The organism is Chryseobacterium sp. KCF3-3, from assembly GCF_045865955.1.
In the GTDB taxonomy this organism is placed as follows: Bacteria; Bacteroidota; Bacteroidia; order Flavobacteriales; family Weeksellaceae; genus Chryseobacterium.
In genome coordinates, this window is sequence record NZ_AP035792.1 from 4,806,274 (window position 1) to 4,829,647 (window position 23,374).

The window sequence follows — 23,374 nt, forward strand, 5'->3', positions numbered from 1 at the left end:
ATCTTTGTCTTTTGACAATAAAATACCTGATAATTTTCAATTTTCAGCTTTTCGGAAAAGGTTATTTCTTATTCTCCTTTTCTTTTACTTTTTTATAAAACCAGGTTTTAGGACTTCCCGCCATTGAAAATAAAAGCAGATGATTTCTATCTACACGGGAAATTTTCATTGGGGTTATATTTTCATCGTCATTGTACTTCATTTTCAACAGATTATTTCCGATCTGATAAGTCCCGCTATTCCCCATTGATATGAAAGTTTTATCTTTATAAAAAGTGAGAATTCCTGTTCCGTATCTGGAATTATTTGTTTTGGTTTTCAGTGTATCTGTATGACGAATTTCACCATCATAAATATCAATAAACTCCCATGAACCAGAGAGTTTGTTGGATGAACAGGAAATTATAAGGAATAAAAGAAAATAAAAAAGGATTGATTTGAGTTGAAACATTTACGTTAAAAGTTTTTTATAAAATTACAAAAAAGCACCCTGTTGACAGAGTGCTTTGTATGTATTGAAATTGGAATGATTATTTTTTGCGTAACCACCCCGTCAAAAATTCTTTGAATTTTCGCCACCCCTCCAAAGGATGGGAATGGTCATACATCAACTAAAGGTTTACATTAACAGATTGATTTTCATTTTACTTCAGATGAACATCCAACTATTATATCACTTCATCAATATTATAATTCTTGTGCTCGCGGTTTGTTCTGATAATCATTTCGCCTAAGAACCCCGCTACAAACAGAAGGCTTCCCAAAATCATCATGGTTAATGCAATAAAGAACCAAGGATTATTGGTGATTAAATGTCCATAGATTCCTCTTGCCACATCAATCAGTTTAGAAATCCCTAACCAAAGTGCTGAAAGAAAACCAACAATAAACATTAAAGTTCCTACAGCCCCGAAGAAATGCATTGGTCTTCCTCCAAAACGGCTTACAAACCAAAGGGTTATCAAATCCAGGAAACCTCTTACAAATCTCTCAGTTCCGAATTTTGAAGTTCCGTAAGGTCTTGCCTGGTGCTGTACTTCTTTTTCCGTGATTCTTCTGAAACCTGCATTGGCAGCCAATACCGGAATATAACGGTGCATATCTCCGTATACGTCAACAGATTTTACCACCTGTTTTTTGTAGGCTTTTAAGCCACAGTTGAAATCGTGAAGATAAACTCCGGAAACTTTTCTAGCCGCTGCATTGAATAATTTTGACGGAATATTTTTCGTCATTACATTATCAAAACGCTTCTTTTTCCAACCGGAAACGATATCATAATTCTCATGAATCACCATATTATACAGTTCCGGAATTTCTTCTGGAAAATCCTGTAAATCGGCATCCATTGTAATCACTACATCACCGTTTGTTCTTTCAAAAGCGGCATGAAGTGCTTGTGATTTTCCATAATTTCTGGAAAATTTAATAGCGTGGATCTGAGGATACTGAACTTTCATATTTTCAATAATACTCCACGACAAATCCGTACTTCCATCGTCTACAAACCAGATTTCATAAGATAAATTACTGGTTGTGCATACTTTATCGATTCTTGAAAAAAGCTCTTCCAGAGAGTCTTCTTCGTTCAGTAACGGAATAACTATAGATAAATTCATTTAATTTTAATAAAAATTAGGCTTGGTTTGTTTCTTCGGGTTGATGTATTGTTCTTGTTCTGAAAAACGCTCCGAAAAACACCGACAAAACTACGTAAAATATAAGAATTGCTGCAAAATATCCTGAAAAATGACTTGCGGTAAGCATATCTTTTCCTTTAACCGCCTCTGGTGTGAAGCTTTGCAATCTTTCTTTGTATTTCTGATCCAGCTCATCAATATCTTTCTGATGCTTCAGAATTTTTCTTGCTGAAGTATATTCTGTATCCAGTTCTGATTTTTGTCTTTGAACATATTGATAGTTCAACAGGCTTTTAGCTGCAGGATCTACAAAAGTTAAAAAAGCATAAATACTGAAAATGGAAAGAATTCCTCCGATGAACATCGGAACAAATGCTCTTTTGAAAGCTTCCTTGAATTTTACTACTCTATGGTTGTTCCAAAACGATTTTACAGACCAGAAAGCAACTCCGGCATATAAAAGAGGCAAAACAAAAGCATTGGCTTTCAAAGAGATATCAAAATAATTGATTCCTGAGAAAAAAGTATATACTACAAAGAAAACGATCATTGTAGCGATAAAAAGTATAATTCCTAGTGTTGATGGACTTTTCGTCATATTTAAATTTTTAAAAAAGTTGAAAATTTTTCCCTCTAAATGTCAGGCGTTTAGCTTTACCACTGCATTTTTTCAACTAATTTTCTTTGATAAAGTTTTGAAGTTTATAAAATATTCCTACCTTTGCAACGGCAAGTCCTAAACAACCAGCTCCTGAGAATCCTCCAGGGTGGGAACGCAGCAAAGGTAATCGGTCGTAGCGGTGTGATTTAGGTAGCTTGCCATTTTTTTTTGGTTTAAAGTAAGAAGAGAGGTAATTTGATAATTATCTTTTTTTGTTTTTAATACCTTACGCATCATATTCATTTTTCTAATTTTCAGATTACCTCCGGTTTCGTTATTGATTAAAATTCGAACGTCTCTCCTAATTTTGGTAAAACAAGTTCTACATTTTTATCAGCAAAATGTTGTAGTGCACTTTCATGATTGATTTCAATGGCAGGGAAAGTATCAAAGTGACATCCGATTACTTTCGGTGTTTTTAATAGCTCTGCTGCTGCAAAAGAAGCTTTTCTAGGGCACATTGTATAGTGGCTTCCGATGGGAAGAATAGAAAGGTCGATGTTTCCGTATAGTCTCGGGAACAGCTCCATATCAGCCATTACTCCTGTATCACCTGCCAAATAGATGTTCTTACCTTCAGGAAGTCTGAAGATATACCCAACAGGAACGCCTCCATAGCTTCCATCCGGGAAAGAACTTGTATGGTGAGCCGGAACCATGGAAATTTTAAGATCGTCGATTTTTGCCGATCCTCCTAAGTTCACATCGTCTCTATTTTTAGCCTGCTGGAAGTAACCGCAAACTTCAGGAACTCCAATTACGGTAGCTTCCGGGTAGTGCTGCAATACCTCTGCTACATCAGCAATATGATCACCGTGCGCATGGGTCAACAGGATGTAGTCGATTTTTTGAGCAGCAATATCAAAACCTGATTCTGCTTTTTTGTAGTTGTAAAAAGGGTCGCTCAAAATTGTTTTGTCCTTGTAGGTGAACAGGAAACAATTTTGCCCTAAGAATTGTATTTTCATTTTAAATTTTAGTTTAAATTTTTAAACACAAATGACTCAAATAATTTCACAAAGAGCACAATGAGATTAGTGACATCCGTGAAAGCATTCGTGCCATCTGTGTTTTCTTTAATTTGTTATTTCGATGGGAATTTATCCTCAATCAATCTTAAATTAATCCCATGTTCCAGGTAAGCTTTACAACCGTCTAAAACTGTCGTAAAACCTCCTGTATTGTCATTAATCACTTTCAGCAGATCTTCGCCCGTCTGGCTGAATCCATAGCTTTTAATGATAACCAGAGTTCCTTGTTCCATGGTTTTGAATTCATAGTCTACGTTGGTTGAAGGCTCTCCCCATTCTGTTCTGATGAGCTGGTTTGGAATAATCTGATGAACCTTCACTTCGGATTTCACGCCGTACATTTCCCATTCCCAGGTAATGATTTTACCTTCTTCCAATTTTCCGGTCGATTTGGTAAACCAGAAATGAGTGGTTACTTCCGGATTGATAAATGCTTCAAAAACATCTTCAATCGGTTTTCTGATAAGCATTTGAGCTTCAACATAGACATTAGAACTCATGATATAATATTTTGGATTAGTTAAATAAATTAAGTCCAGCTGCTGTAAGAATAGCCATTACAAAAGTCATAATTCCTACCTGCTTTAAATATTGATCTAATTCCTTCGGCTCTTTTACAGATAATATCTTTCTTCTTAGTTTTGATAGTGGAAATAACAGAATCATTACAATGAAAACGTAATAATTTTGCTGCTGCATAAATCCGTTCATTCCTAAAAATACAAGAATAAGTAGTAAAGGAAGTTGCAAAAGAACCATTTCGTAAATCATTGCATTTTTGAATCCGATTCTCAATGCAAAGCTGTTTTTCCCTGATAGTCTATCACTTTCAATATCTCTCATATTGTTCAGGTTAAGAACAGCCATACTCATCATTCCAACAGCTGTTCCGGGTAATAATATATCCCAGCTGAAAGTTTTTGTAAATAAGAAATAACTTCCACATACGGAAACCAATCCAAAGAAGATAAACACGAAGATATCTCCCAATCCCATGTATCCGTAAGGTTTCTTCCCTACTGTATATCCAATTGCTGCAAGAATACATGCTACTCCCAGTCCTATGAAGATATAAAATTCATTCATATAATCTGGAATAAAAGCTACATACAGCAAAGCGATGGTAGCCATGAAAGATAATACTGCGAAAAGGATTACCGCATTCTTCATTTGCTTTGCAGTAATTTTCCCTGATGCTACAGCTCTTGCTTCTGCTTCATTGATTCTTTTGGCGTCGGTTCCTTTTACTCCATCACCATAATCATTGGCATAATTTGATAAAATCTGGTATAAAAGGGTAACCAAAAGAGCAAGCGCAAGGATTTTCCAGTCCCAGATTCCTCCTTCTCCGTAAAGTCTCCATTTCGCAATGAAAGCCCCCATAATAATCCCGCTTAGGGAAAGCGGTAAAGTTCTTAGCCTTGCGGCTTTTATCCAATCCGTCATAAATTTATAAGTAATAGGCAATGGATAATAAGTAATGAAAAATATTGCACATTACTTATTACTCATCACTCATGTTATGATATCCATTGATCTTCTCCGAAGTTGGGTTTTCTTTTTTCAAGAAATGCATTTCTTCCTTCCTGAGCTTCTTCTGTCATATACGCAAGACGGGTTGCTTCACCAGCGAAAACCTGTTGTCCTACCATCCCATCGTCTGTAAGGTTCATGGCAAATTTCAGCATTCTGATAGAAGTTGGAGATTTAGCCAATATTTCCTGAGCCCATTCATAAGCAGTATCTTCTAATTCAGCATGAGGAACTACTTTGTTGACCATTCCCATCTCGAAAGCTTCCTGAGCAGAATAATTTCTTCCTAAAAAGAAAATTTCACGGGCTTTTTTCTGTCCTACCATTTTAGCAAGGTAAGCGGAACCGTAACCACCATCAAAACTAGTAACATCAGCATCTGTCTGCTTGAAAATAGCATGTTCTTCACTTGCTAAAGTAAGGTCACATACTACGTGAAGTGAGTGTCCTCCACCAACTGCCCATCCCGGAACCACTGCGATTACCACTTTCGGCATGAAACGGATCAGACGTTGAACCTCAAGAATATTCAAACGGTGTCTTCCATCTTCTCCTACGTATCCCTGGTGTCCTCTGGCCTTTTGATCACCTCCACTACAAAATGCCCAGCCACCGTCTTTAGGGCTAGGTCCTTCTCCTGAAAGTAATACAACTCCTATTGAAGGATCTTCATAGGCATCATAAAAAGCATCGTATAATTCTGAAGTTGTTTTAGGTCTGAAAGCATTACGCACCTCAGGTCTGTTGAAAGCAATTCTTGCTACTCCGTTAGATTTTTTATAGGTAATATCTTCGTATTCCTTGGCGGTTTTCCACTCGATCATCTTAAAAAAATTTTTCTCAAAGATACGGAATTACAGAGAAATTCTCAGGTTGAAATTTAAGGTTCATCTCTATAAAAAACATAAATTTTGAATGCATGAATTCGGCATGAAGAATTTTCAACGGAAACTACATAGCAGAGTTAAATAAATTAAAGAGGCTGTCCAAAAAGGTCAGCCTCTTTTTGTTTGTTTTGAGACTGCGTATAGTTATGCAGCAATTTTATACTTTTGGATTTTCATATACTTATGGAAAAGATGCATATGTTGTTTGCATTTAAGTGTATTTAGCCAATTTTTACGGTTAAGTTTTCTGTTTTTCACTAATTTTCTAAGATTATGTGCCAATGCCATTAATCCAAATTCAATATTTACTTTTTCAAGTCCTTTTAGAGTAAATCTTGAAAATTTATTATTGCTTTTTAATTGCCCGAATACAGCTTCTACTTCTATAGGCCGTTTACTTCTGTGGTAATGCCCTTTTTCAGATATCAGCCTTTGTCTGGCTTTCATTCTGTGATGGTTCAGATTATAATTCACTTCGATTAATCGATTATCCTGGCTTTGATGGCAGCTTTCTCTAAGAGGACAACCCTGACATCTGAAAGCCTGATAATAATGTACCTGAGATTCATATCCGTTACTGCTGATTCTTTTGCCTTTACCGATAAAGTTCATTTGCTGTCCGCAGGGACATACATAGAAGTTATTTTCCTCATTATAATATAAGTTCTGTACAGCAAACGCATTGTTCTTCTCACTGCGCTTCTGTTCTTTATGAAAATTATTATATTTTACATAGCCCTCTATAGCTTTTTCTGCCATCATTTCGTAATTCTCTTCACTTCCATATCCGGCATCTGCTACTACCTCTTTACTTTGTTTGTGATACTGATTTTCAAAGCTGTTAAGATGATCCTTCAATGTAGTGGTATCTCCAGGAGTCTGATGAATGCTGTAATGGGTGATAAACTGGTTTTCAGTACTGATCTGTGCATTATAGGCTGGCTTAAGCTGCCCATTTTTCATATGGTCGTCTTTGAGCCGCATGAAGCAGGCGTCGGGATCTGTCTTACTATAACTGTTGCGGCCTGAGAGTATTTTTAATTGATCTTCATACTTCTGTAATCTGGGCAGGTCCTGATGCTGAAGCTTTTTAATGAGCTTCTTACCGGTTTTATTGTCCTGTGCCACAGAGTGATTAAGTTCTGCTATTTTATCCTGAAGCTCTCTGCTGTCAATAGATTTTGGAAGGGTCTTTTCATGGGATTCATAACGCTCTTCTTTGATTTGGGATTCAATATCTTCAAGTACGGAATGAATTTGAGCTTCCAGTTTTAATTTATTCTTTTCTACAGATTTTTTCCATACAAAGCTGTATCGGTTGGCAGATGATTCTATTTTTGTACCATCTATATATTGAACATTTAAACTTACGTAACCTAAATTCTGCAAAACAACGGTAACATCTGCAAAAAGACGGTGAATATGGTTTTTAAGCCGTTTGCTCCTAAAGTAATTGATGGTTCTGTAATCAGGCTTACTGTTGCCAGAAAGCCACATGAAATGAATATTTTCTCCAAGTGCCTTTTCTATTTTACGGCATGAATAAATATTGTTGAAATAGGCATAGAATAAAACTTTGATCATCATCCGGGGGTGAAAACTTGTCGTTCCACCGCCTTTATATTCACTTATAATATGATCGATATTCAAGTTATCCACTAATTCATTGATAAGACGTACCGGATCATTAGCACCTATCTTATCAAAAATATCTTCAGGAAATAAGCTGGGAGTATTGGTGGGTAAAGATTTAAACCGTACTTTCATATCAATGTTTGTTTGGGTGCACCTTAAAGATAAATCTTAAAGGACAAACAACAAAAAAATCCCCGAAACTTTTTAAGTAACGGGGATATTTTTTTGGACTTTTTAGACAGCCTCTTTATAAATCATAACAGATCTAAAAACTCCTGCATGAAACATAGAATCCGGATAAGAAGCTCAGCAAACACTTTCCGTTTACAATAAAAAAACCGGAACATTTCTATTCCGGTTTTCATATGTGTTATTATAAAAAATGATTATTTTGCTCCAGCAGCTGTAAGTTCAGCTTCTTTAGCTTTCATTTCTTTAACTTTTTCAATATTTTTAGTTACTACATAAATTTCTTTTAGTGCAGAAACCGCGTCAATACTTTTTGGATTTGCCTTATACCATCCTTCAGCATATGGCAATGCTTTTCCAAATCTTTCTCTTCTTGCATCGATCAATTTAGAAGCTTCGTCTGGTTTATCTTTTCTTAATGCATTAATCTCCCCTACAACTTTAGCATCGTCTCCAATAGTAGTATAAACAAGATTTTGGTATGCATCAGAGAAATCAGGTTTCAGCTCAATAGCTTTTTTAAATGATTCTATAGCATCATTAACAGTCGCAGGGGTTTTAGCCTGCATTACTCCAAGGTTATACCAGTTTGTAGGATCATTTGGATTTTTAGCCAATTGCTCTTTTAATCCTGAAACAAATTTATCTGTGTTTCCAGACTGAAGATATGCTGTAGTCTGAGCTTCTTTAAGCTTGGCATTATTGGGAAATTTCGCTAATCCTTTTTCAATAACAGCAAGAGCCTCAGGGCTTTTAGCATTAAGAAGTAAAGATGCAAGAGTTTCATATAAATCCGGCTCTATACTTTTTGTCTGCTCTGTTTTGAAATCAGAATAGTCTGCGTTTTTCTTCATCAGCTCCCAAGTAGATTTATCAAGGTTTACAACTTGTCCTGTTTTCTTTTCTTTTGCAGTATAAGTAGTTTCTACTCCTGTAAATCCGGAATTAACAAGGTCTGTAAATATTTTGATAGATTGGTCACTGTTATTCGCTAATGCGTGGCTAAGTCCGGCATAATACATATATATTTTGTTGTCCTGTCCGCTAGACTTTAATAAGTCATAAACTTCTATAAACTTAGGTGCTGCAGCTGCATAATTTTTTGCATTATATGCATCCATAGCAACTTTGTTAGCTTCCTGAAGCTGAGCATTTAAAGCAGCTGCATCTTTTTTCTGCCCAAAAGCAAAAGCAGACGCTACGATAGCCATTCCTAAAATTAGTTTCTTCATAATAACTATTTTATATTTATATTGTACAATTTATTCTTCAGAATCAGAATTCTCATTTTCCTCTGCTGAGTTTTCATTTTCAGCCTGAGGTGTTACATTGTCATTTTCCTGGTTATCAAATAGCGATCCTACAACTCCTTCTTCTGTTTCTTCAAGTTCTTCAGAATCTTCTTCTACATCTTTATCCATTTCTACTTTTGCAATGGCTGCAATTTCGTCATTTTTCTTAAGGTTGATCAGTTTCACTCCCTGAGTATTTCTACCCATCACTCTCATTTCATCCATTCCCATTCTGATCGCAACACCGGATTTGTTGATAATCATCAATCCGTCTTCGTCTGTTACATTTTGAATAGCGATAAGATTTCCTGTTTTTTCAGTAATGTTAAGGGTAATAACTCCTTTTCCTCCTCTGTTGGTAATTCTGTAGTCTTCTACTGCAGTTCTCTTTCCGTATCCTTTTTCAGATACTACAAGTACTGTTTCGTTCTCTACATCGCTCACAACAATCATACCAATAGCTTCGTCACCTTCTTCAAGCAAGATCCCTCTTACCCCGATAGATCCTCTTCCTACTTCTCTTACTTTCTCTTCAGGGAAACGGATACATTTACCATTTTTAGTAGCAATCATAATCTGAGATTCTCCGTTGGTAAGGTAAGCACCTAATAACTGGTCATTATCTCTAATTTCGATAGCATTTACCCCGTTTACTCTTGGTCTTGAATACGCTTCCAATGATGTTTTCTTGATTGTACCGTTTTTGGTTACCATCACAACGCTCATTTGATTTACATATTCAGAATCCTTAAGATTGTTCGTTCTGATATAAGCTTTAATCTTATCATCCGGTTCAATGTTGATAAGGTTTTGTACCGCTCTTCCTTTTGCTGTTTTAGAGCCTTCAGGAATTTCAAATACTCTTAACCAGTAACATCTTCCTTTTTCTGTAAAGAATAACATATACTGGTGGTTGGTTGCAGAAACAATATACTCAAGGAAGTCGGAATCCCTTGTTGTTGCTGCTTTGTTTCCTACACCACCTCTACTTTGAATTTTATATTCTGAAAGTGAAGTTCTCTTGATGTATCCTGCATGAGAGATCGTAAGAACTACAGATTCGTTAGGGATGATATCTTCAATAGACATTTCTCCTCCTGAATAATCAATTTCAGTTCTTCTTTCGTCTCCGTATTTTTCTTTGATTTCGATCAATTCTTCTTTGATGATCTGGAATCTTCTCGGCTCGTTGGCTAAGATATCTTCCAAATTTGCAATTTCTTTCATGATCGCATCGTATTCATCACGGATCTTATCAAGCTCCATTCCTGTTAAACGAGCTAATCTAAGATCTAGAATAGCCTGAGCCTGAATGTCTGAAAGTTCAAATGCTTCGATCAAGCCTTCTTTTGCAGCCTGAGGGTTTGCACTGTGACGGATAATAGAAATTGCTCTGTCCAGAGAATCCTGAGTTCCGATCACTTTCATGAATCCTTCAAGAATGTGTGCTCTTTCTTTTGCTTTTTTAAGCTCATACTGAGTTCTTCTTACGATTACCTCATGTCTGTGCTCTACAAAGTGATGAATGATATCTTTAAGGTTCAGCTGCTCCGGTCTTCCGTGTACCAATGCAATATTGTTTACACTGAAAGAAGTCTGAAGTGCCGTATATTTATATAATAAGTTAAGAACTACATTCGGGATTGCGTCATTTTTCAATTCGTAAACCACACGAAGTCCTTTTCTATCCGATTCGTCTCTGATCTCGTGGATACCAGGGATTTTTTCGTCTTTAACAAGCTCTGCTGTTCTGGCGATCATTTCAGCTTTGTTCACCTGATAAGGGATTTCAGTAACGATAATCGCGTTTCTGTTTCCGATTTCATCAAAGTTCACTTTAGCTCTTAAAACTACTCTACCTCTTCCTGTATGGAAAGCATCTCTTACTCCGTCATATCCATAGATGATACCACCTGTAGGGAAATCCGGCGCAATAATGTGCTGCATCAGCTCATCAATCGTAATTTCTTTATTATCGATATAAGCACAGATTGCATCTACGGATTCTGACAGGTTATGAGGTGCCATATTGGTTGCCATACCTACGGCAATACCTGAAGTACCGTTTACCAAAAGATTGGGAACTTTAGTAGGCATTACTGTCGGCTCCTGTAAACTGTCGTCGAAGTTATTCTGAAAATCAACTGTTTCTTTGTCTAGGTCTGAAAGAACCTCATCAGAGATTTTTTTCAATCTTGCCTCGGTATAACGCATTGCTGCAGGCGGGTCACCATCCATAGAACCGAAGTTACCCTGTCCGTCTACCTGAGGATAACGTAAGCTCCAATCCTGTGCCATTCTTACCATAGCATCATATACAGAGGAATCTCCGTGTGGGTGGTATTTACCTAATACATCCCCAACAATTCTCGCAGATTTTAAATATTTTCTGTTAGAAAATACCCCTAATCCATACATACCATAAAGTACTCTTCTATGAACGGGTTTCAAGCCGTCTCTTACATCCGGTAACGCTCTTGAAACGATAACCGACATCGAATAATCGATATAAGACGACTTCATTTCATCAACAATGTTGATAGGAATCAGTCTTTCTCCTTCTTTTTGCATAAACAAATTTTATTGTAATGATATTCAAACTCTTAGCTGTAAGTCTGAAAATTATTTATTTCCAATTTTTATTAACGGGCTAATTTACGAAAAAAATGCCGATTTTTGCTGTAGAATTTATCCAAAAAAATCTTAAAAATTCATAAAAATATGAGCGTATTAAGTATAACTTTCCACTGCACGAAAGATAACCTAGAAGAATGGGAAAATTATATTGATGAAACACTGGTTTTAATGACTGAAAACCTGATGGATGTCAACAAATATATTCTTTCTGAGGTGCACAGTGACTTTATCGAGGAAGGAAAAAATTATAATCTCCTGTTAATTTTTGATAATGAAGAATTACGTGAAGATTTCATTAAAAGTGAGCTTTTAAATATTTCTGAAAGAATTGAGAAAAAGTTTGGACAGGAAGTGATGGTTTTTAATACTTTCCTTAATCCGAAAAAATCGAGATTATAATTTATAAAAAAAGCACTGAAAAATTCAGTGCTTTTCTTTTTTATCTGTGATGTCCATGACCGCGACCTTTGTGATGATGACCACGATCGTCATAAATATACACTTTCTTTACCTGGCCGGGTGCATAGTACCTTGCACTTCCGCCATAATACCTTTTGGCATGCCCGGGTGGCATTCTCCTTCCATGATGCTCATGTACCACGCAAGAGGACAGCATTAAAACAACTACTGCTACCCCAGCAATTTTCAACATACTTTTCATTATTTTCACTTTTTCAATTTCGATAGCGAAATATATCAATGTTAATGCCAAAAGAAATTGAAATTAAGCTAATGTATGTTAAAAAAGGCTGTTAATATTTTAATTTCATGAACCTATTAATAGCCACTTCTCTTTTTCACCTGTCCCGGAGCATAATCTTTTGCACTTCCTCCAAACACTTTCTTAGCCTGCCCTGGAGGGATTGTATTTCCTCTGGCTCCATTGTCATGAACTACGCATGATGACAGCATAAACATCACAATAAGGACTCCTGTAACTTTAATCAAATTTTTCATTATTTCTATTTTTTCACTTATTAATATAACAAGGGTAATGCCAAAAGTTCAAAGTTCAAGGTTCAAGGTTTAAGGTTAGAGTATATAGCCTTTTATGGTCAATGGTCAATTTTGCTTCGCAAGTCAATGGTGAATTGTAGTTATGGAGACTAATGTGCTTATCAAACAAATTCATCATTCATCATTCATCATTCATCATTCATCATTTATAATTTATAATTCTTTAAATGACTTCGCTTCTTTTTTCCATCAGAACAAGGTCTTTCCATTCTCCATTAAGCTTTCCTATTTTTTTACGGACTCCTACCATTCTGAAACCGTTTTTCTGATGAGATTTGATGGCCATTTCATTTTCGGAGAAGATATTAGTCTGTAATGTCCAGAATCCGTGATCCTCGCTATCCAAAATAATCTTTTTAAGCAATACCGAACCCAATCCCTTACCTTGGTATTCGTTATCGAAATAAATGCTTACTTCTGCGACTCCCTTAAAACATTCTCTTTTGCTGACCGGTTTCAGGGCACACCATCCTATTACTTCATTATTTTCATTTTCCAGTACCCAACGGCAGTCATTGAAATATTCCATGCTCCAGGCTTCAGCTGTGGGAACTTCTGTTTCCAATGTGGCAATTCCGCCATCTACTCCCTGACGGAAAATCTCAAGAACGCGGGCTTCATCACTGGGAAGCATTTCTCTTAGTTCGTAATTCATCGTATTTAATGGTATTTTCTTTTAAGTTTTCTTTTAATTCTTGAATAATGCGTCTGTTTACTCTTCTCGTCCTGAGAAACCACGCTTATATTTCCATCCACTTCCAACACAGAAAGCTTTACATTATGGATGTTTTCAATCCCATGTTCTCTGATCGCTTCTTCCAATTCGCTTTCTGTAATCTTTACCCGGTTTAAAGCTGCCTGATCCGCTACTCCATCTCTAATCAAAATAACAGGTTCATCTTCCATAAAAGTCTGAAAGGAACGGCTGGAAAACATAATCCTTTTCAGAATAAAATTAGCAACAAACAAAACTAATGCCGCAATAATCCCGCCCTGAAGAGAGGTATCAGGTCCTACCATGGCATTCTGAACAGCATTTGAAATAAGTAATAATAGTACAACATCCCCTGCATTAAGCTGAGAAAGCTGGTTTTTACCAAATAAACGGATTGCAATCACCATAAAAAGGTAAACGCAAAGGGAACGGACAGCAACGTTAAGAATAGGATCCACAATTTTTTTTATCTACTCAAATGTATCGATTTTTGCGATTCGTAAAAAATATTTTACGGACAGATTTTGGTATACATTTTGAGCTTGGGATTCTGATAAACACCACAAAAAAAATAATATCAAATGAAAAAACTATTTCTCTGTTTAGGAATATTCCTGTTCTTCGTGTCTTGCAAAAAAGACAAACCTCAGCCTGTCATATCTCCAGAGTCAGCCATTACTGAAAAAGTAAATGAATTGTATACTCAGTATGGCAAATCTAATGAAGCAATTTACAACCAGCCGATTCCGGATACTTTGTTTTCTCAGGATTTAAAAAAAGTTTTAGACAATGCTATAAATGCCTCAAAAGCAGATATGGAAAGGGTAAAAAAGAGTGAGCACCCTGATGAAAAGCCCTTAATTTTTGAAGGAGCTATTTTCTCCAGCTTGTATGAAGGGTTCACAAGTTACACCATCAAGTCTGTCAAGATACAGGATAAAACCGCTGAAGCACTGGTATCCTTTGAATATGATATGGGTTCATCTAAAGAAACCTGGATGGATACAGTACATCTGACCCATACAGATAAAGGATGGAGAGTAGATAATGTTACTTTTGATAAGATAGGAAATTCTAAAGATCTTAAAGCAAGATTAACAGAATTTGTTGAAAGTACAAAATAATAGAAAAACCGCTTATAAAAGCGGCTTTATTTTTTTAAGGGCATTGAACGATTGGAATATCACTGCAAATTACTTTATTTGCCCATTCACAAAATGTACAGTATTTTACTGGTGCTCCTCCGTACACTGACTTCAAATCTGATTTTGTCAGCTTTTTAAAATTTTTCATATAGTTTTAATTTTATGGTAGCTCAAAACTAAAACTTTACGGTTTATTGTTTATTACAACTTAATCTGATAAGTTTTCATTATTCACACATGATTGAATAATATGCTATGAATACTATCTGCTGTGGATCTCTACTGTCACAGGCATTACGTAAGTATAAGCAACCATATTATCAGTTAATTTTTTGCGGTCTACTTTATAATCAAGATCACTTAATACCGTTTCAATTTCTTTGCTTACGGTTTTACAGTCTCCACTGGAGTGAACATTTACAATTTTTCCGTTTTTGGCAATATCAAATTTCACCACTGAGTTTACGGTTCCCTGCTTGTAATCAGGGTTGGTAAGGTCAAAATTGGCTTCTAATTTATTTCTGATATCGTTAAACGTTTCACTTCTACTCAGTTGAATTTCCTGAATGGTATTATGATCTGTAGTTTGAGCTTTAGCGGTGTTCAAAACAGTGGCAAATCCGCAAACGAAAAGTGAAGCCATTACTATTTGAATTCTATTTTTCATAACTAACTGGTTTTAAATGTTATACTAACCTATTTTTGTATCTCTTAACCAAAGTTATTAAAAATAATTCATATTAATTTTACATTCAGTTAACATTGGGTTAACATTAAAATTTAATTAATTGATTATCAGTGTAATAAATTTTAAAAATAATTGAAAATTTAATATTGGAGGGTTATTTTAAGCATAAAAAAGGCTAAACTATTTAAGTTTAGCCAATAATTATCTCTATTTTTATTCTGAAATCTACTCCAGTTCCCTCTTCAAAAACTTCCCTGTCAAGCTTTTCTTAGACTTCACAATTTCCTCAGGAGTTCCCTGTGCAACGATCTGTCCGCCATATTTTCCTCCTTCCGGTCCTACGTCGATGATATGATCTGCTAATTTGATGACATCCATATTATGTTCGATGATGATGAATGAGTTTCCTAGTTCTACCAATTGATTGATAGCATCCATCAGGATTTTCACGTCTTCAAAATGAAGTCCTGTAGTGGGTTCATCAAGGATATAAAGGGTATTTCCGGTTTGTCTTTTCGCCAGTTCGGTTGCTAACTTGATACGTTGCGCTTCACCTCCAGAAAGGGTGGTCGATTGCTGTCCAAGCGTAATGTATCCCAAACCTACATCCTGTAATGTTTTCACTTTTGCAAAAATCTTAGGAATCGGCTGGAAGAAATCTACCGCTTCATCGATCGTCATGTCCAATACGTCAGAAATTGATTTTCCTTTGTAACGAACTTCCAGGGTTTCTCTGTTGAAACGTTTCCCGTTACAGGTTTCACAGTGTACGTATACATCCGGAAGGAAATTCATTTCGATCACTTTTAATCCTCCACCCTGACAGGTTTCGCATCTTCCGCCTTTTACGTTGAAAGAGAATCTTCCTGGCTTATACCCACGGATTTTACTTTCCGGCAGTTCTGCAAAAAGGTTTCTGATATCGGTAAACATTCCGGTATAGGTCGCAGGATTCGAACGTGGCGTTCTTCCGATTGGAGTCTGATCTACATCTACAATTTTATCAATATTATCTAACCCTTCAATCTTTTTGTATGGTAACGGTTCCTGAACCGCTCTGTAGAAATGTTTGTTAAGGATCGGATATAATGTTCCGTTTATCAATGAGGATTTTCCGCTTCCTGAAATTCCGGTTACTACAACGAGTTTTCCAAGAGGAATATCCAGAGTTACATTTTTAAGGTTGTTCCCTGTAGCTCCTTTTAAAACAATATTTTTACCGCTTCCTGCTCTTCTTTCTTCAGGAATTGCAATTTTTCTTTTTCCGTTAATATATTGAGCAGTGATGGTATCTGCTTTCAACAGGTCTTTTGGTTTTCCCTGCCAAAGGATTTCTCCACCGAATTTCCCTGCTCTCGGACCAATATCCAGCACCTCATCGGCTTCAAGAATCATATCTTTATCATGTTCTACCACCAATACAGAGTTTCCAATATCTCTCAGGTTTTTCAGAGAATGGATCAGTCTTTCATTATCTCTCTGGTGAAGCCCGATACTTGGCTCATCGAGAATATACAATACATTGACCAGTTGAGAACCGATCTGCGTTGCAAGACGAATTCTCTGTGATTCTCCTCCAGAAAGGGTTTTTGAACTTCTGCTCAGACTTAAATAATCCAACCCTACATCCAGTAAAAACTGAAGTCTGGTTTCAATTTCTTTTAAGATCTCGTGAGCAATGATTTTATTTTTTTCTGAAAATTTATCTTTAACATCAGCTAACCAGTCTTTTAAATCTGCTAAGCTTAATCCATTAACTTCCGCAATATTTTTTCCATCAATTTTAAAACTTAAACTTGAAGGCTGAAGACGGGCTCCATGACATTCCGGGCAGGTTTCTTCTGTGGTGAAATGTCTTTCCAGTAAAATGGCTTCATAAGATTCTCTTTCATCAATAATTTCTTCCATGAAAGCAATCAAACCATCAAAACCAATTTTTATTTTCTTGGTAATTCCTGCGTATTTCAGGTCTTTATTGAATTCTTTATGACATCCGTTGTAGATATAATCCAGTGCTTCTTCCGGAATATCCTGCAAAGGTGTTGTTAATCCCAATCCGAAGATCTCTAGGATATTTTTAATTTGTGACAGAATCCATTTGTTAGACTTGATATCTTCCAATGGCAATAATCCTCCCTGATTGATTGACAGTTTAGGATTATCGATGAAATAATCGGTATTGATCTTTTTAATGGTTCCAAGACCTTTACAATTCGGACAGCTTCCTTTTGGAGAGTTGAATGAGAATGTATTGGGTTCAGGTAGCGCCAAAGAATGTCCGGTTTCAGCATCCATCAGGTTCTTGGAAAAGTATTCGATATCTGTACTTCCCAGTTTCTGAATTCCGATAATGCCTTCTCCCATTTCCATTGCAGTACGCAATGATTTTTCCATTCTGCCTTCCGAAGCATTCTCACCGATAATCCAACGATCGATAACGATATCGATGTCGTGGGTTTTATAACGGTCAAGTTTTAAATCATATTCAATATCCTGCAGCTCGCCATCAATTCTTGCCTGTCCGTAGCCTTTTTTAGCCATCTGAACAAAGAGCTCATGATAATGTCCTTTTCTGGAACGCACCACTGGTGCCAAAAGCATGATTTTCTCTTTTTTATAGTTTTCTTTGATGGTTTCAAGGATCTGATCTTCGGTATAGCTTACCAACTTCTGTCCTGTAGATAAAGAGTAAGCATCCGAAACTCTTGCATACAAAAGACGCAGAAAGTCGTACAGCTCAGTAACCGTTCCTACGGTAGAACGCGGATTTTTATTGGTTGTTTTCTGCTCGATAGCAATAACCGGAGAAAGTCCTTCAATTTTATCTACATCAGGACGCTCCAACCCACCTAGAAACTGACGTGCATAGGCAGAGAATGTTTCGATATAACGACGCTGGCCTTCCGCAAAAATAGTATCGAAAGCCAATGACGATTTTCCACTTCCGGAAAGGCCGGTAATCACGACCAATTCATTACGTGGAATTTTTACATTAATATTTTTAAGATTGTGTTCACGTGCTCCGTAAACTTCTATATATTCTGTTGATTTGCTCATAATTTGGAGTGACTTTGCCTGAAAATCACAACGTGCAAAAATACGAAATTTTATAGACTTTTTTTGAATATAAAAGGGATAAAAGTTTCATAAAAAATTCTTAGGTTTTGTTAAGGCACTGAACCCGTTGTTATTGAATTTTTCCGGAATGATTTCGTATTTTTCGGATCATTATGTTTTGGCTGAAGCCAATGGAAAGCTCATTTATTAAAAAACGGGCTCCCTTCGACTATGCTCAGGATAATAGCCCGTTCCTATTGATATCATTCAAAAATGCCGCAATTGATACGGCATTTATATTTTAAACTTATTTATTTTTAAAGAAATTACATATCCTGGAAATCAACATCTTCATTGGTAATTCTTACAATATATTCAATTCCGTCAATGGCTTTGGCAATAATCTGGTTTCTGATGATATTGGCCATATTTTCCCAATAGGCTCTTCCGTAAAAAGAATAGTTTTGGGGAACAATTTCTACCTCAACGGTTCTTACAAATCCTTCTTTTGGTTTGTTGCTGATCATGGTTCCTCTTCTTACTCTTACTTCTCTTACCTCATCTTTCAGAATCATGCGGCAATAATTCTTAACGTCTTCCAAAGAAATGATCTTATCTCTGGTCGTCAGTGCATATTTGTAAGCCTGAATACTATCAGTTCCTTTCTGCTCTTCAGATCCTCCTAATGTTTCTGTAAGCAATACCACAGTCTGAGATTTCAGCTGATTGGAAAGTTCAGTTCCTGGTCGCATATGATTGGCCAGCGTACAATGTGTTACCCAGAAAGAAGCGTAAGTATGATCTGTTTTTTCTACAGGTTCCATGATTACATAATTCAGTTCCTGTCTGATATTCCTTTTGGCATTGTTTACTTTCTGCACCATGGTTTTCATTTTATCAGACATTTCGCTGAGAACTCCTTTTACATTATCTCTGTTCAAAAGGGAAAATGCGGCAATTTCGTCTCTGGTTAATTCCAGAACATTGGCAATCATATCGACTGCATTTCTGCTGGTGAATCGCTCCATTCCTCCTTTTCTTACGGTATATAAACCTTTCTTAAGATCATCAGCAGGAGTGAAAGGAATTTCTGTATATTTTCTTCCGTCACCATCCTGTACTTCATCTACATAAAGGAAATGTTCTCCTTCGTCTGTTACCAAAGGAATATTATTCCCCATGATATCAAGGCTGTATTCTGTTTTTTTCCAACCTCTGTTATAGATAGGAAAAGCATTCAGGACAAATGAGAAATTATCTAAGATTTCTGCTGAAAATTGTGGTGGAAACTCAAAAGTAAGCCACAGATAACTTTTATTGTCCAGGAATTTAGAAATTTCTTCTTTTCCTGCGAGGAAATCAAGGTTCTGTGGAAGCTGTCCCGGTTCTGAGAACAGACTTTGAGAGATTCCCGTTACTTCAATAAATTTATGGCGATAGATACTTTTAATATCCTCAATCACCTTATTTCTGATGGATTGCTCTTTGAACATCTGCTCATAACCATCATTCTGACTTTCTGTAAGGTAGCTTAATCCTTCTCTTACAAACAGAGGATTTCCATTACTTGTTACAGAGATGTAAGGCAATAATTTGTATACGAAATCAAGGTGCTCAAAAGCCGGATTGGAGCAGAATATGCTCAGATATTTCGGAAAGTTTTCACTTACATATTTGCTTACATCTACTCCGATTGTAATTTTCCTGTAATCTTCAGGTTTTCCCTGAAATCTTGCAATAGGAATTTTATTGAATCTATCATCGATGCTGTAGCAGGTATTTCCTACAAACATGATAGAAGTATGAACTTTATTAATTCTTACATTTCCTACCGGAGTAAAAGGAATGTTCAGCTGCTTGTCTGATTCTGATTTTACAGTGGAAGTCATCTGTTTACGGAAGAAAAATTCCGTGTGTTCCAATAAAATTTCAGAAGACTCATAAGGCTGTGTAAAAGCCACGGAATGAGCCGGAATCGGATGGGTATAGATGGACGGTGTAAGTAATTTTGCCAGTTTTTCCAGTATACGGGCATTTACCGTCTGTATTTCATTATTCGCTTTGAAAACTTCTGTACTGAATGCATCTATCAACAGTTTTACAAAAGGATCTAAAGACTGTGGACTTCTCAATCCCCATACCTTTGTTGCATTCTGCAGCATTCTTGCTTTTACAGATTCTTTGGAATAAATATTCTGATCTAAATTCATAATTTTCTTTCGCTGTTAAAAATATTAATCAATAGACATCGGACTTAGAAACAATTCTGTGGAAAAACTAAAACGTTCTCCTGTTTCTTCCATTTTTGCATTGATGGCAATTCTTACTTTCTTTTTAATTTCGGTGTGTTCTTTAGTATCGTAACTGTGCTCTACGAATTGTATATGAGCATCAATCTGCGGGTTTACGATTCTTGGTTCATATTCCTGAATCTGTCTCCTTAAGCTTTTGATAAAAACGCTTTCCCAGATGGCACTTGTAACTCCATTATCGAATTCAAGGTTCCAAACATCGTTTCCATAGTTTTCATCATATCTGTTCTCCCCTTTTTTGGTGGTGATCAGCAGCATAATATTGTGGGCAATACTTTCTCCCATATCGCAGGTATCGATACTTCCGCCTTCGGTCATTAAAGTAGACGGTACGAAAGGCATTCTGTAATTTGGTGTATCCATAGCTTATTGTTTTTACTTCATGGTCCTGTTTTAAAAACGAAATACCAAATTACACATTTTCGACAAATAATGATTACAATACTTTAAATATTATTCAAAAATAAGGGCCTTCAAACTGAATTGAAAGCCCTTTAATCTGTTATATTTTTATGTTATTTTAAGCATTTGCTTTTTTTCGGTTGATAAAATAGTACACGGGAAGTCCCAGCAATACCAAAACAAAACCAGGCCATGTATACTGCTGTTTGTAAATAAGCAACAGGATACAGAAACAAGTTCCGATTACAAGGTAAATAACAGGTGTTACCGGATAAAGCCATGTCTTATAAGGTCTTTCCAGTTCCGGCTGTTTCATTCTTAAATAAATAACTCCAAAAACCGTAATCATATAAAACAGAACGATCACGAAAGAGATCATATCCAATAAATTTCCGTACTGCCCGCTCAAACACAAAATGGAAGCCCAAACTCCCTGCATCCATAAGGCATTTTCAGGAACTTCATTTTTATTATTTTTTTCTGCGGATTTAAAGAACATTCCGTCTTTTGCCATTGTCTGAAAAACTCTTGCTCCCGCCAGAATCAATCCGTTATTACATCCAAACGTAGAAATCATAACTAATAAAGCAATGATAATAGTTCCTGCACTTCCAAAAATATTCTGGGATGCTGCTACCGCTACTCTATCATTGGCTGCAAATGCAATCCCATCTCTGTTCAGTGCATTTAAGTAGACATAATTTACAGCAATATAAAGGATCATTACAGCAGATGTACCGTAAATCATTGATTTTACTACATTCTTTTTAGGATTTTCAATTTCTCCGGAAACGAATGTTACACTTTCCCAGGCAACGGAACTGAAAACAGATCCTACCATGGCAGCAGCAATTCCGCCTAAAAGAGTCATTCCTCCGATGGGTTCCCAACCTTCTTTAAGGAAATTACCACTCAAATCTTTTTTAAGATTATTGAAAGAATCTGTTCCCCAGCTGAAATTTTCTGCTAAATGAGAAAGGTCTACCATTATAAAACCGGCAGCAATTAAACCTAACAATGCAATAATTTTGGAACCGGTAAAGATATTCTGAAGAATTTTTCCACTCTCTACTCCTCTGGTATTGATGTACGTAAGCAAAAGAATTACAGCAATTGCCAGAATCTGTATCCATGTAATTTTAAATTCACCACTCTGGAAAATAGGGGCAGCATCGTTTAATGAAGGAATCAAATACGCTGTAAATTTACCAAAAGCCATTGCTACGGCTGCAATTGTTCCGGTTTGTATTACGGTAAACAATCCCCATCCGTAAAGGAATCCCATTCTTTTACCAAAGATTTCTTTCAGATAAGTATATTGCCCTCCGGCCTTCGGAAACAGTGCAGACAGCTCTCCATAGCTTATGGCGGCTGCTACGGTCATCACTCCTGTAATTACCCATACGATAATCAGCCAAAAACCTGATCCCAGGTTTCGCATCATATCAGCGCTTACAATAAAGATCCCGCTTCCGATCATAGATCCCATCACCAGCATGATGGCATCCCATAGTTTCAGTTTTTTTTGCATAGTCAAGTATAGGGGTCAAATATAATCAAATCTGTCTTTGATTTTCAAATTTGTTGAAAATTCATCAAAACACCTGTTTTTTGTCATTTTTTATTCCTTTATGATTCAATTTTAATTAGTATTTTTGAGAAAAATATTAAACATGAAATTTAAAGTTTTATTATTTGCTGCCGCTTTAACAAGCTCTTCATTAGCATTTGCTCAATCCGGACCGCCGGAAGGGAAAGCTTTGGTAGGTGATACTTATGGAAGTCAGGTTACTTCATCTGCTGAATCCAAAGCGATCACCGTAGATAAATTGAATAAGCAGCTTAAAAAAGACAACAAAAAAGTTGAGAATGTATCTATTAAAGGAAAAGTAACCGACGTATGTGACAAAAAAGGCTGCTGGCTTACCATCCAGACAGAAGATAATTCTAAGTTTTTTGTAAAAATGAAAGACTATGCTTTCTTCGTACCTACAGCTTTAAAAGGAAAAAATGTAGTATTGGATGGCAATGCAGAAAGAAAAGTAATTTCTGTAAATGAGCAGAAACATTATGCAGAAGATGCTAAACAGCCTCAGTCTGAAATTGATGCCATTACTCAACCTAAAGAAGAGATCAGATTTGTAGCGAACGGAATTAAAGTGGTTAAGTAAACTTTAATTATTGAATAAAATCTATAAAATTAGGTTTTGGCTAAAGCCAGATGAAAATTTAATCTAATCATAAATGGGCTAAAGCCCATTTCTATTGAATTTCCGATGATAGATGCTTCGACAGGCTCAGCATGACAAGGCTAATACTATATGTTATATTAACATTAAAAATATCGGTATCATGCTTTTTCCAAAGGTAAAATCTGTGGAAATCTGTGGAATCTGTGGGAAACTATACCATATTTGGGTGAAGCCAATGGCTGTTACTTTTATTGATAAATGGGCTAAAGCCCATTCCTATTGATATTAAATTAGTTTATATTTTTAATTTAATATTAATTCATTACAGGAAATAACTATAG

The 23,374-nt window shown here is 36.2% G+C and carries 23 protein-coding genes and 1 other RNA gene; 5 read left to right on the forward strand and 19 right to left on the reverse strand.

Going from position 1 to position 23,374, the window contains the following annotated elements; genetic code table 11:
• Positions 1-61: 61 nt before the first annotated feature.
• The 3 genes from ACKTTZ_RS21395 to ACKTTZ_RS21405 all read right to left on the reverse strand — a co-directional run bounded on the left by ACKTTZ_RS21395 (position 62) and on the right by ACKTTZ_RS21405 (position 2,238).
• Positions 62-451, reverse strand: a complete 390-nt coding sequence (locus ACKTTZ_RS21395; RefSeq protein ID WP_407846579.1) for a hypothetical protein — start codon at positions 449-451, stop codon at positions 62-64.
• Between the two features lie 217 nt (positions 452-668).
• Positions 669-1,619, reverse strand: coding sequence for a glycosyltransferase family 2 protein (locus ACKTTZ_RS21400; protein ID WP_407846580.1), 951 nt, complete (start codon positions 1,617-1,619; stop codon positions 669-671).
• Between the two features lie 16 nt (positions 1,620-1,635).
• Positions 1,636-2,238: a DUF4199 domain-containing protein gene (locus tag ACKTTZ_RS21405; protein ID WP_034697710.1), complete on the reverse strand. Its 603-nt coding sequence runs from the start codon at positions 2,236-2,238 to the stop codon at positions 1,636-1,638.
• 129 nt (positions 2,239-2,367) lie between these two features.
• Here ACKTTZ_RS21405 and ffs point away from each other — a divergent pair.
• Positions 2,368-2,465, forward strand: an RNA gene (ffs, locus tag ACKTTZ_RS21410) — signal recognition particle sRNA small type.
• Positions 2,466-2,582: 117 nt separating this feature from the next.
• Here ffs and ACKTTZ_RS21415 read toward each other — a convergent pair.
• The 7 genes from ACKTTZ_RS21415 to gyrA all read right to left on the reverse strand — a co-directional run bounded on the left by ACKTTZ_RS21415 (position 2,583) and on the right by gyrA (position 11,439).
• Positions 2,583-3,269 (reverse strand): metal-dependent hydrolase, encoded by a 687-nt coding sequence (locus tag ACKTTZ_RS21415; RefSeq protein ID WP_407846581.1) that lies wholly within the window; start codon positions 3,267-3,269, stop codon positions 2,583-2,585.
• A 116-nt stretch (positions 3,270-3,385) separates the two neighbouring features.
• The gene (locus ACKTTZ_RS21420) at positions 3,386-3,832 is read right to left on the reverse strand and encodes an SRPBCC family protein (protein ID WP_034697703.1); all 447 of its coding nucleotides are present in this window, start codon (positions 3,830-3,832) and stop codon (positions 3,386-3,388) included.
• Positions 3,833-3,848: 16 nt separating this feature from the next.
• On the reverse strand, positions 3,849-4,778 hold the full coding sequence (menA, locus tag ACKTTZ_RS21425) for a 1,4-dihydroxy-2-naphthoate octaprenyltransferase (protein WP_407846582.1): 930 nt from the start codon (positions 4,776-4,778) through the stop codon (positions 3,849-3,851).
• 74 nt (positions 4,779-4,852) lie between these two features.
• Positions 4,853-5,689, reverse strand: coding sequence for a 1,4-dihydroxy-2-naphthoyl-CoA synthase (locus tag ACKTTZ_RS21430; protein WP_034697698.1), 837 nt, complete (start codon positions 5,687-5,689; stop codon positions 4,853-4,855).
• 207 nt (positions 5,690-5,896) lie between these two features.
• Positions 5,897-7,519, reverse strand: a complete 1,623-nt coding sequence (locus ACKTTZ_RS21435; protein ID WP_407845762.1) for an IS1182 family transposase — start codon at positions 7,517-7,519, stop codon at positions 5,897-5,899.
• A 254-nt stretch (positions 7,520-7,773) separates the two neighbouring features.
• Entirely contained in the window at positions 7,774-8,808 is a 1,035-nt protein-coding gene (locus ACKTTZ_RS21440; RefSeq protein ID WP_034697693.1) for a hypothetical protein, read from the reverse strand.
• Positions 8,809-8,838: 30 nt separating this feature from the next.
• A complete protein-coding gene (gene gyrA / locus ACKTTZ_RS21445) occupies positions 8,839-11,439 on the reverse strand; it encodes a DNA gyrase subunit A (RefSeq protein WP_407846583.1) in 2,601 nt (866 codons plus the stop codon).
• Between the two features lie 150 nt (positions 11,440-11,589).
• On the opposite strand from gyrA, the gene ACKTTZ_RS21450 reads away from it, so the two are divergent.
• Positions 11,590-11,904, forward strand: coding sequence for a DUF4286 family protein (locus ACKTTZ_RS21450; protein ID WP_034697690.1), 315 nt, complete (start codon positions 11,590-11,592; stop codon positions 11,902-11,904).
• 378 nt (positions 11,905-12,282) lie between these two features.
• Here the strand turns inward: ACKTTZ_RS21450 and ACKTTZ_RS21455 are convergent, their stop codons facing one another.
• The 3 genes from ACKTTZ_RS21455 to ACKTTZ_RS21465 form a co-directional block, all read right to left on the reverse strand.
• A complete protein-coding gene (locus ACKTTZ_RS21455) occupies positions 12,283-12,423 on the reverse strand; it encodes a quinol oxidase subunit 4 (RefSeq protein ID WP_407849198.1) in 141 nt (46 codons plus the stop codon).
• A gap of 262 nt (positions 12,424-12,685) precedes the next feature.
• On the reverse strand, positions 12,686-13,177 hold the full coding sequence (locus ACKTTZ_RS21460; protein ID WP_407846584.1) for an N-acetyltransferase family protein: 492 nt from the start codon (positions 13,175-13,177) through the stop codon (positions 12,686-12,688).
• A gap of 5 nt (positions 13,178-13,182) precedes the next feature.
• The gene (locus ACKTTZ_RS21465) at positions 13,183-13,695 is read right to left on the reverse strand and encodes a DUF421 domain-containing protein (RefSeq protein WP_034697682.1); all 513 of its coding nucleotides are present in this window, start codon (positions 13,693-13,695) and stop codon (positions 13,183-13,185) included.
• A gap of 123 nt (positions 13,696-13,818) precedes the next feature.
• Between ACKTTZ_RS21465 and ACKTTZ_RS21470 the strand changes: the two genes are divergently transcribed.
• The gene (locus ACKTTZ_RS21470; RefSeq protein WP_407846585.1) at positions 13,819-14,361 is read left to right on the forward strand and encodes a hypothetical protein; all 543 of its coding nucleotides are present in this window, start codon (positions 13,819-13,821) and stop codon (positions 14,359-14,361) included.
• Positions 14,362-14,395: 34 nt separating this feature from the next.
• Here ACKTTZ_RS21470 and ACKTTZ_RS21475 read toward each other — a convergent pair whose 3' ends face one another.
• The 6 genes from ACKTTZ_RS21475 to ACKTTZ_RS21500 form a co-directional block, all read right to left on the reverse strand.
• On the reverse strand, positions 14,396-14,530 hold the full coding sequence (locus ACKTTZ_RS21475) for a bacteriocin-like protein (RefSeq protein WP_081906503.1): 135 nt from the start codon (positions 14,528-14,530) through the stop codon (positions 14,396-14,398).
• A 114-nt stretch (positions 14,531-14,644) separates the two neighbouring features.
• A complete protein-coding gene (locus tag ACKTTZ_RS21480) occupies positions 14,645-15,049 on the reverse strand; it encodes a hypothetical protein (RefSeq protein ID WP_034697677.1) in 405 nt (134 codons plus the stop codon).
• A gap of 246 nt (positions 15,050-15,295) precedes the next feature.
• Positions 15,296-18,127 carry an excinuclease ABC subunit UvrA gene (uvrA, locus tag ACKTTZ_RS21485; protein WP_407846586.1) on the reverse strand — a complete coding sequence of 944 codons (2,832 nt, stop codon included), beginning with the start codon at positions 18,125-18,127 and terminating at the stop codon, positions 15,296-15,298.
• Positions 18,128-18,453: 326 nt separating this feature from the next.
• Positions 18,454-20,337, reverse strand: coding sequence for a type VI secretion system baseplate subunit TssF (locus tag ACKTTZ_RS21490; protein WP_407846587.1), 1,884 nt, complete (start codon positions 20,335-20,337; stop codon positions 18,454-18,456).
• A gap of 24 nt (positions 20,338-20,361) precedes the next feature.
• Entirely contained in the window at positions 20,362-20,802 is a 441-nt protein-coding gene (locus tag ACKTTZ_RS21495; RefSeq protein ID WP_002979175.1) for a GPW/gp25 family protein, read from the reverse strand.
• A gap of 157 nt (positions 20,803-20,959) precedes the next feature.
• On the reverse strand, positions 20,960-22,372 hold the full coding sequence (locus tag ACKTTZ_RS21500; RefSeq protein ID WP_407846588.1) for an APC family permease: 1,413 nt from the start codon (positions 22,370-22,372) through the stop codon (positions 20,960-20,962).
• Positions 22,373-22,514: 142 nt separating this feature from the next.
• Between ACKTTZ_RS21500 and ACKTTZ_RS21505 the strand changes: the two genes are divergently transcribed.
• Together ACKTTZ_RS21505 and ACKTTZ_RS21510 are read left to right on the forward strand one after the other, a co-directional pair.
• Positions 22,515-23,012: a DUF4920 domain-containing protein gene (locus ACKTTZ_RS21505; protein WP_407846589.1), complete on the forward strand. Its 498-nt coding sequence runs from the start codon at positions 22,515-22,517 to the stop codon at positions 23,010-23,012.
• Positions 23,013-23,193: 181 nt separating this feature from the next.
• Positions 23,194-23,316, forward strand: coding sequence for a hypothetical protein (locus ACKTTZ_RS21510; protein WP_407846590.1), 123 nt, complete (start codon positions 23,194-23,196; stop codon positions 23,314-23,316).
• Positions 23,317-23,374 lie beyond the last annotated feature (58 nt).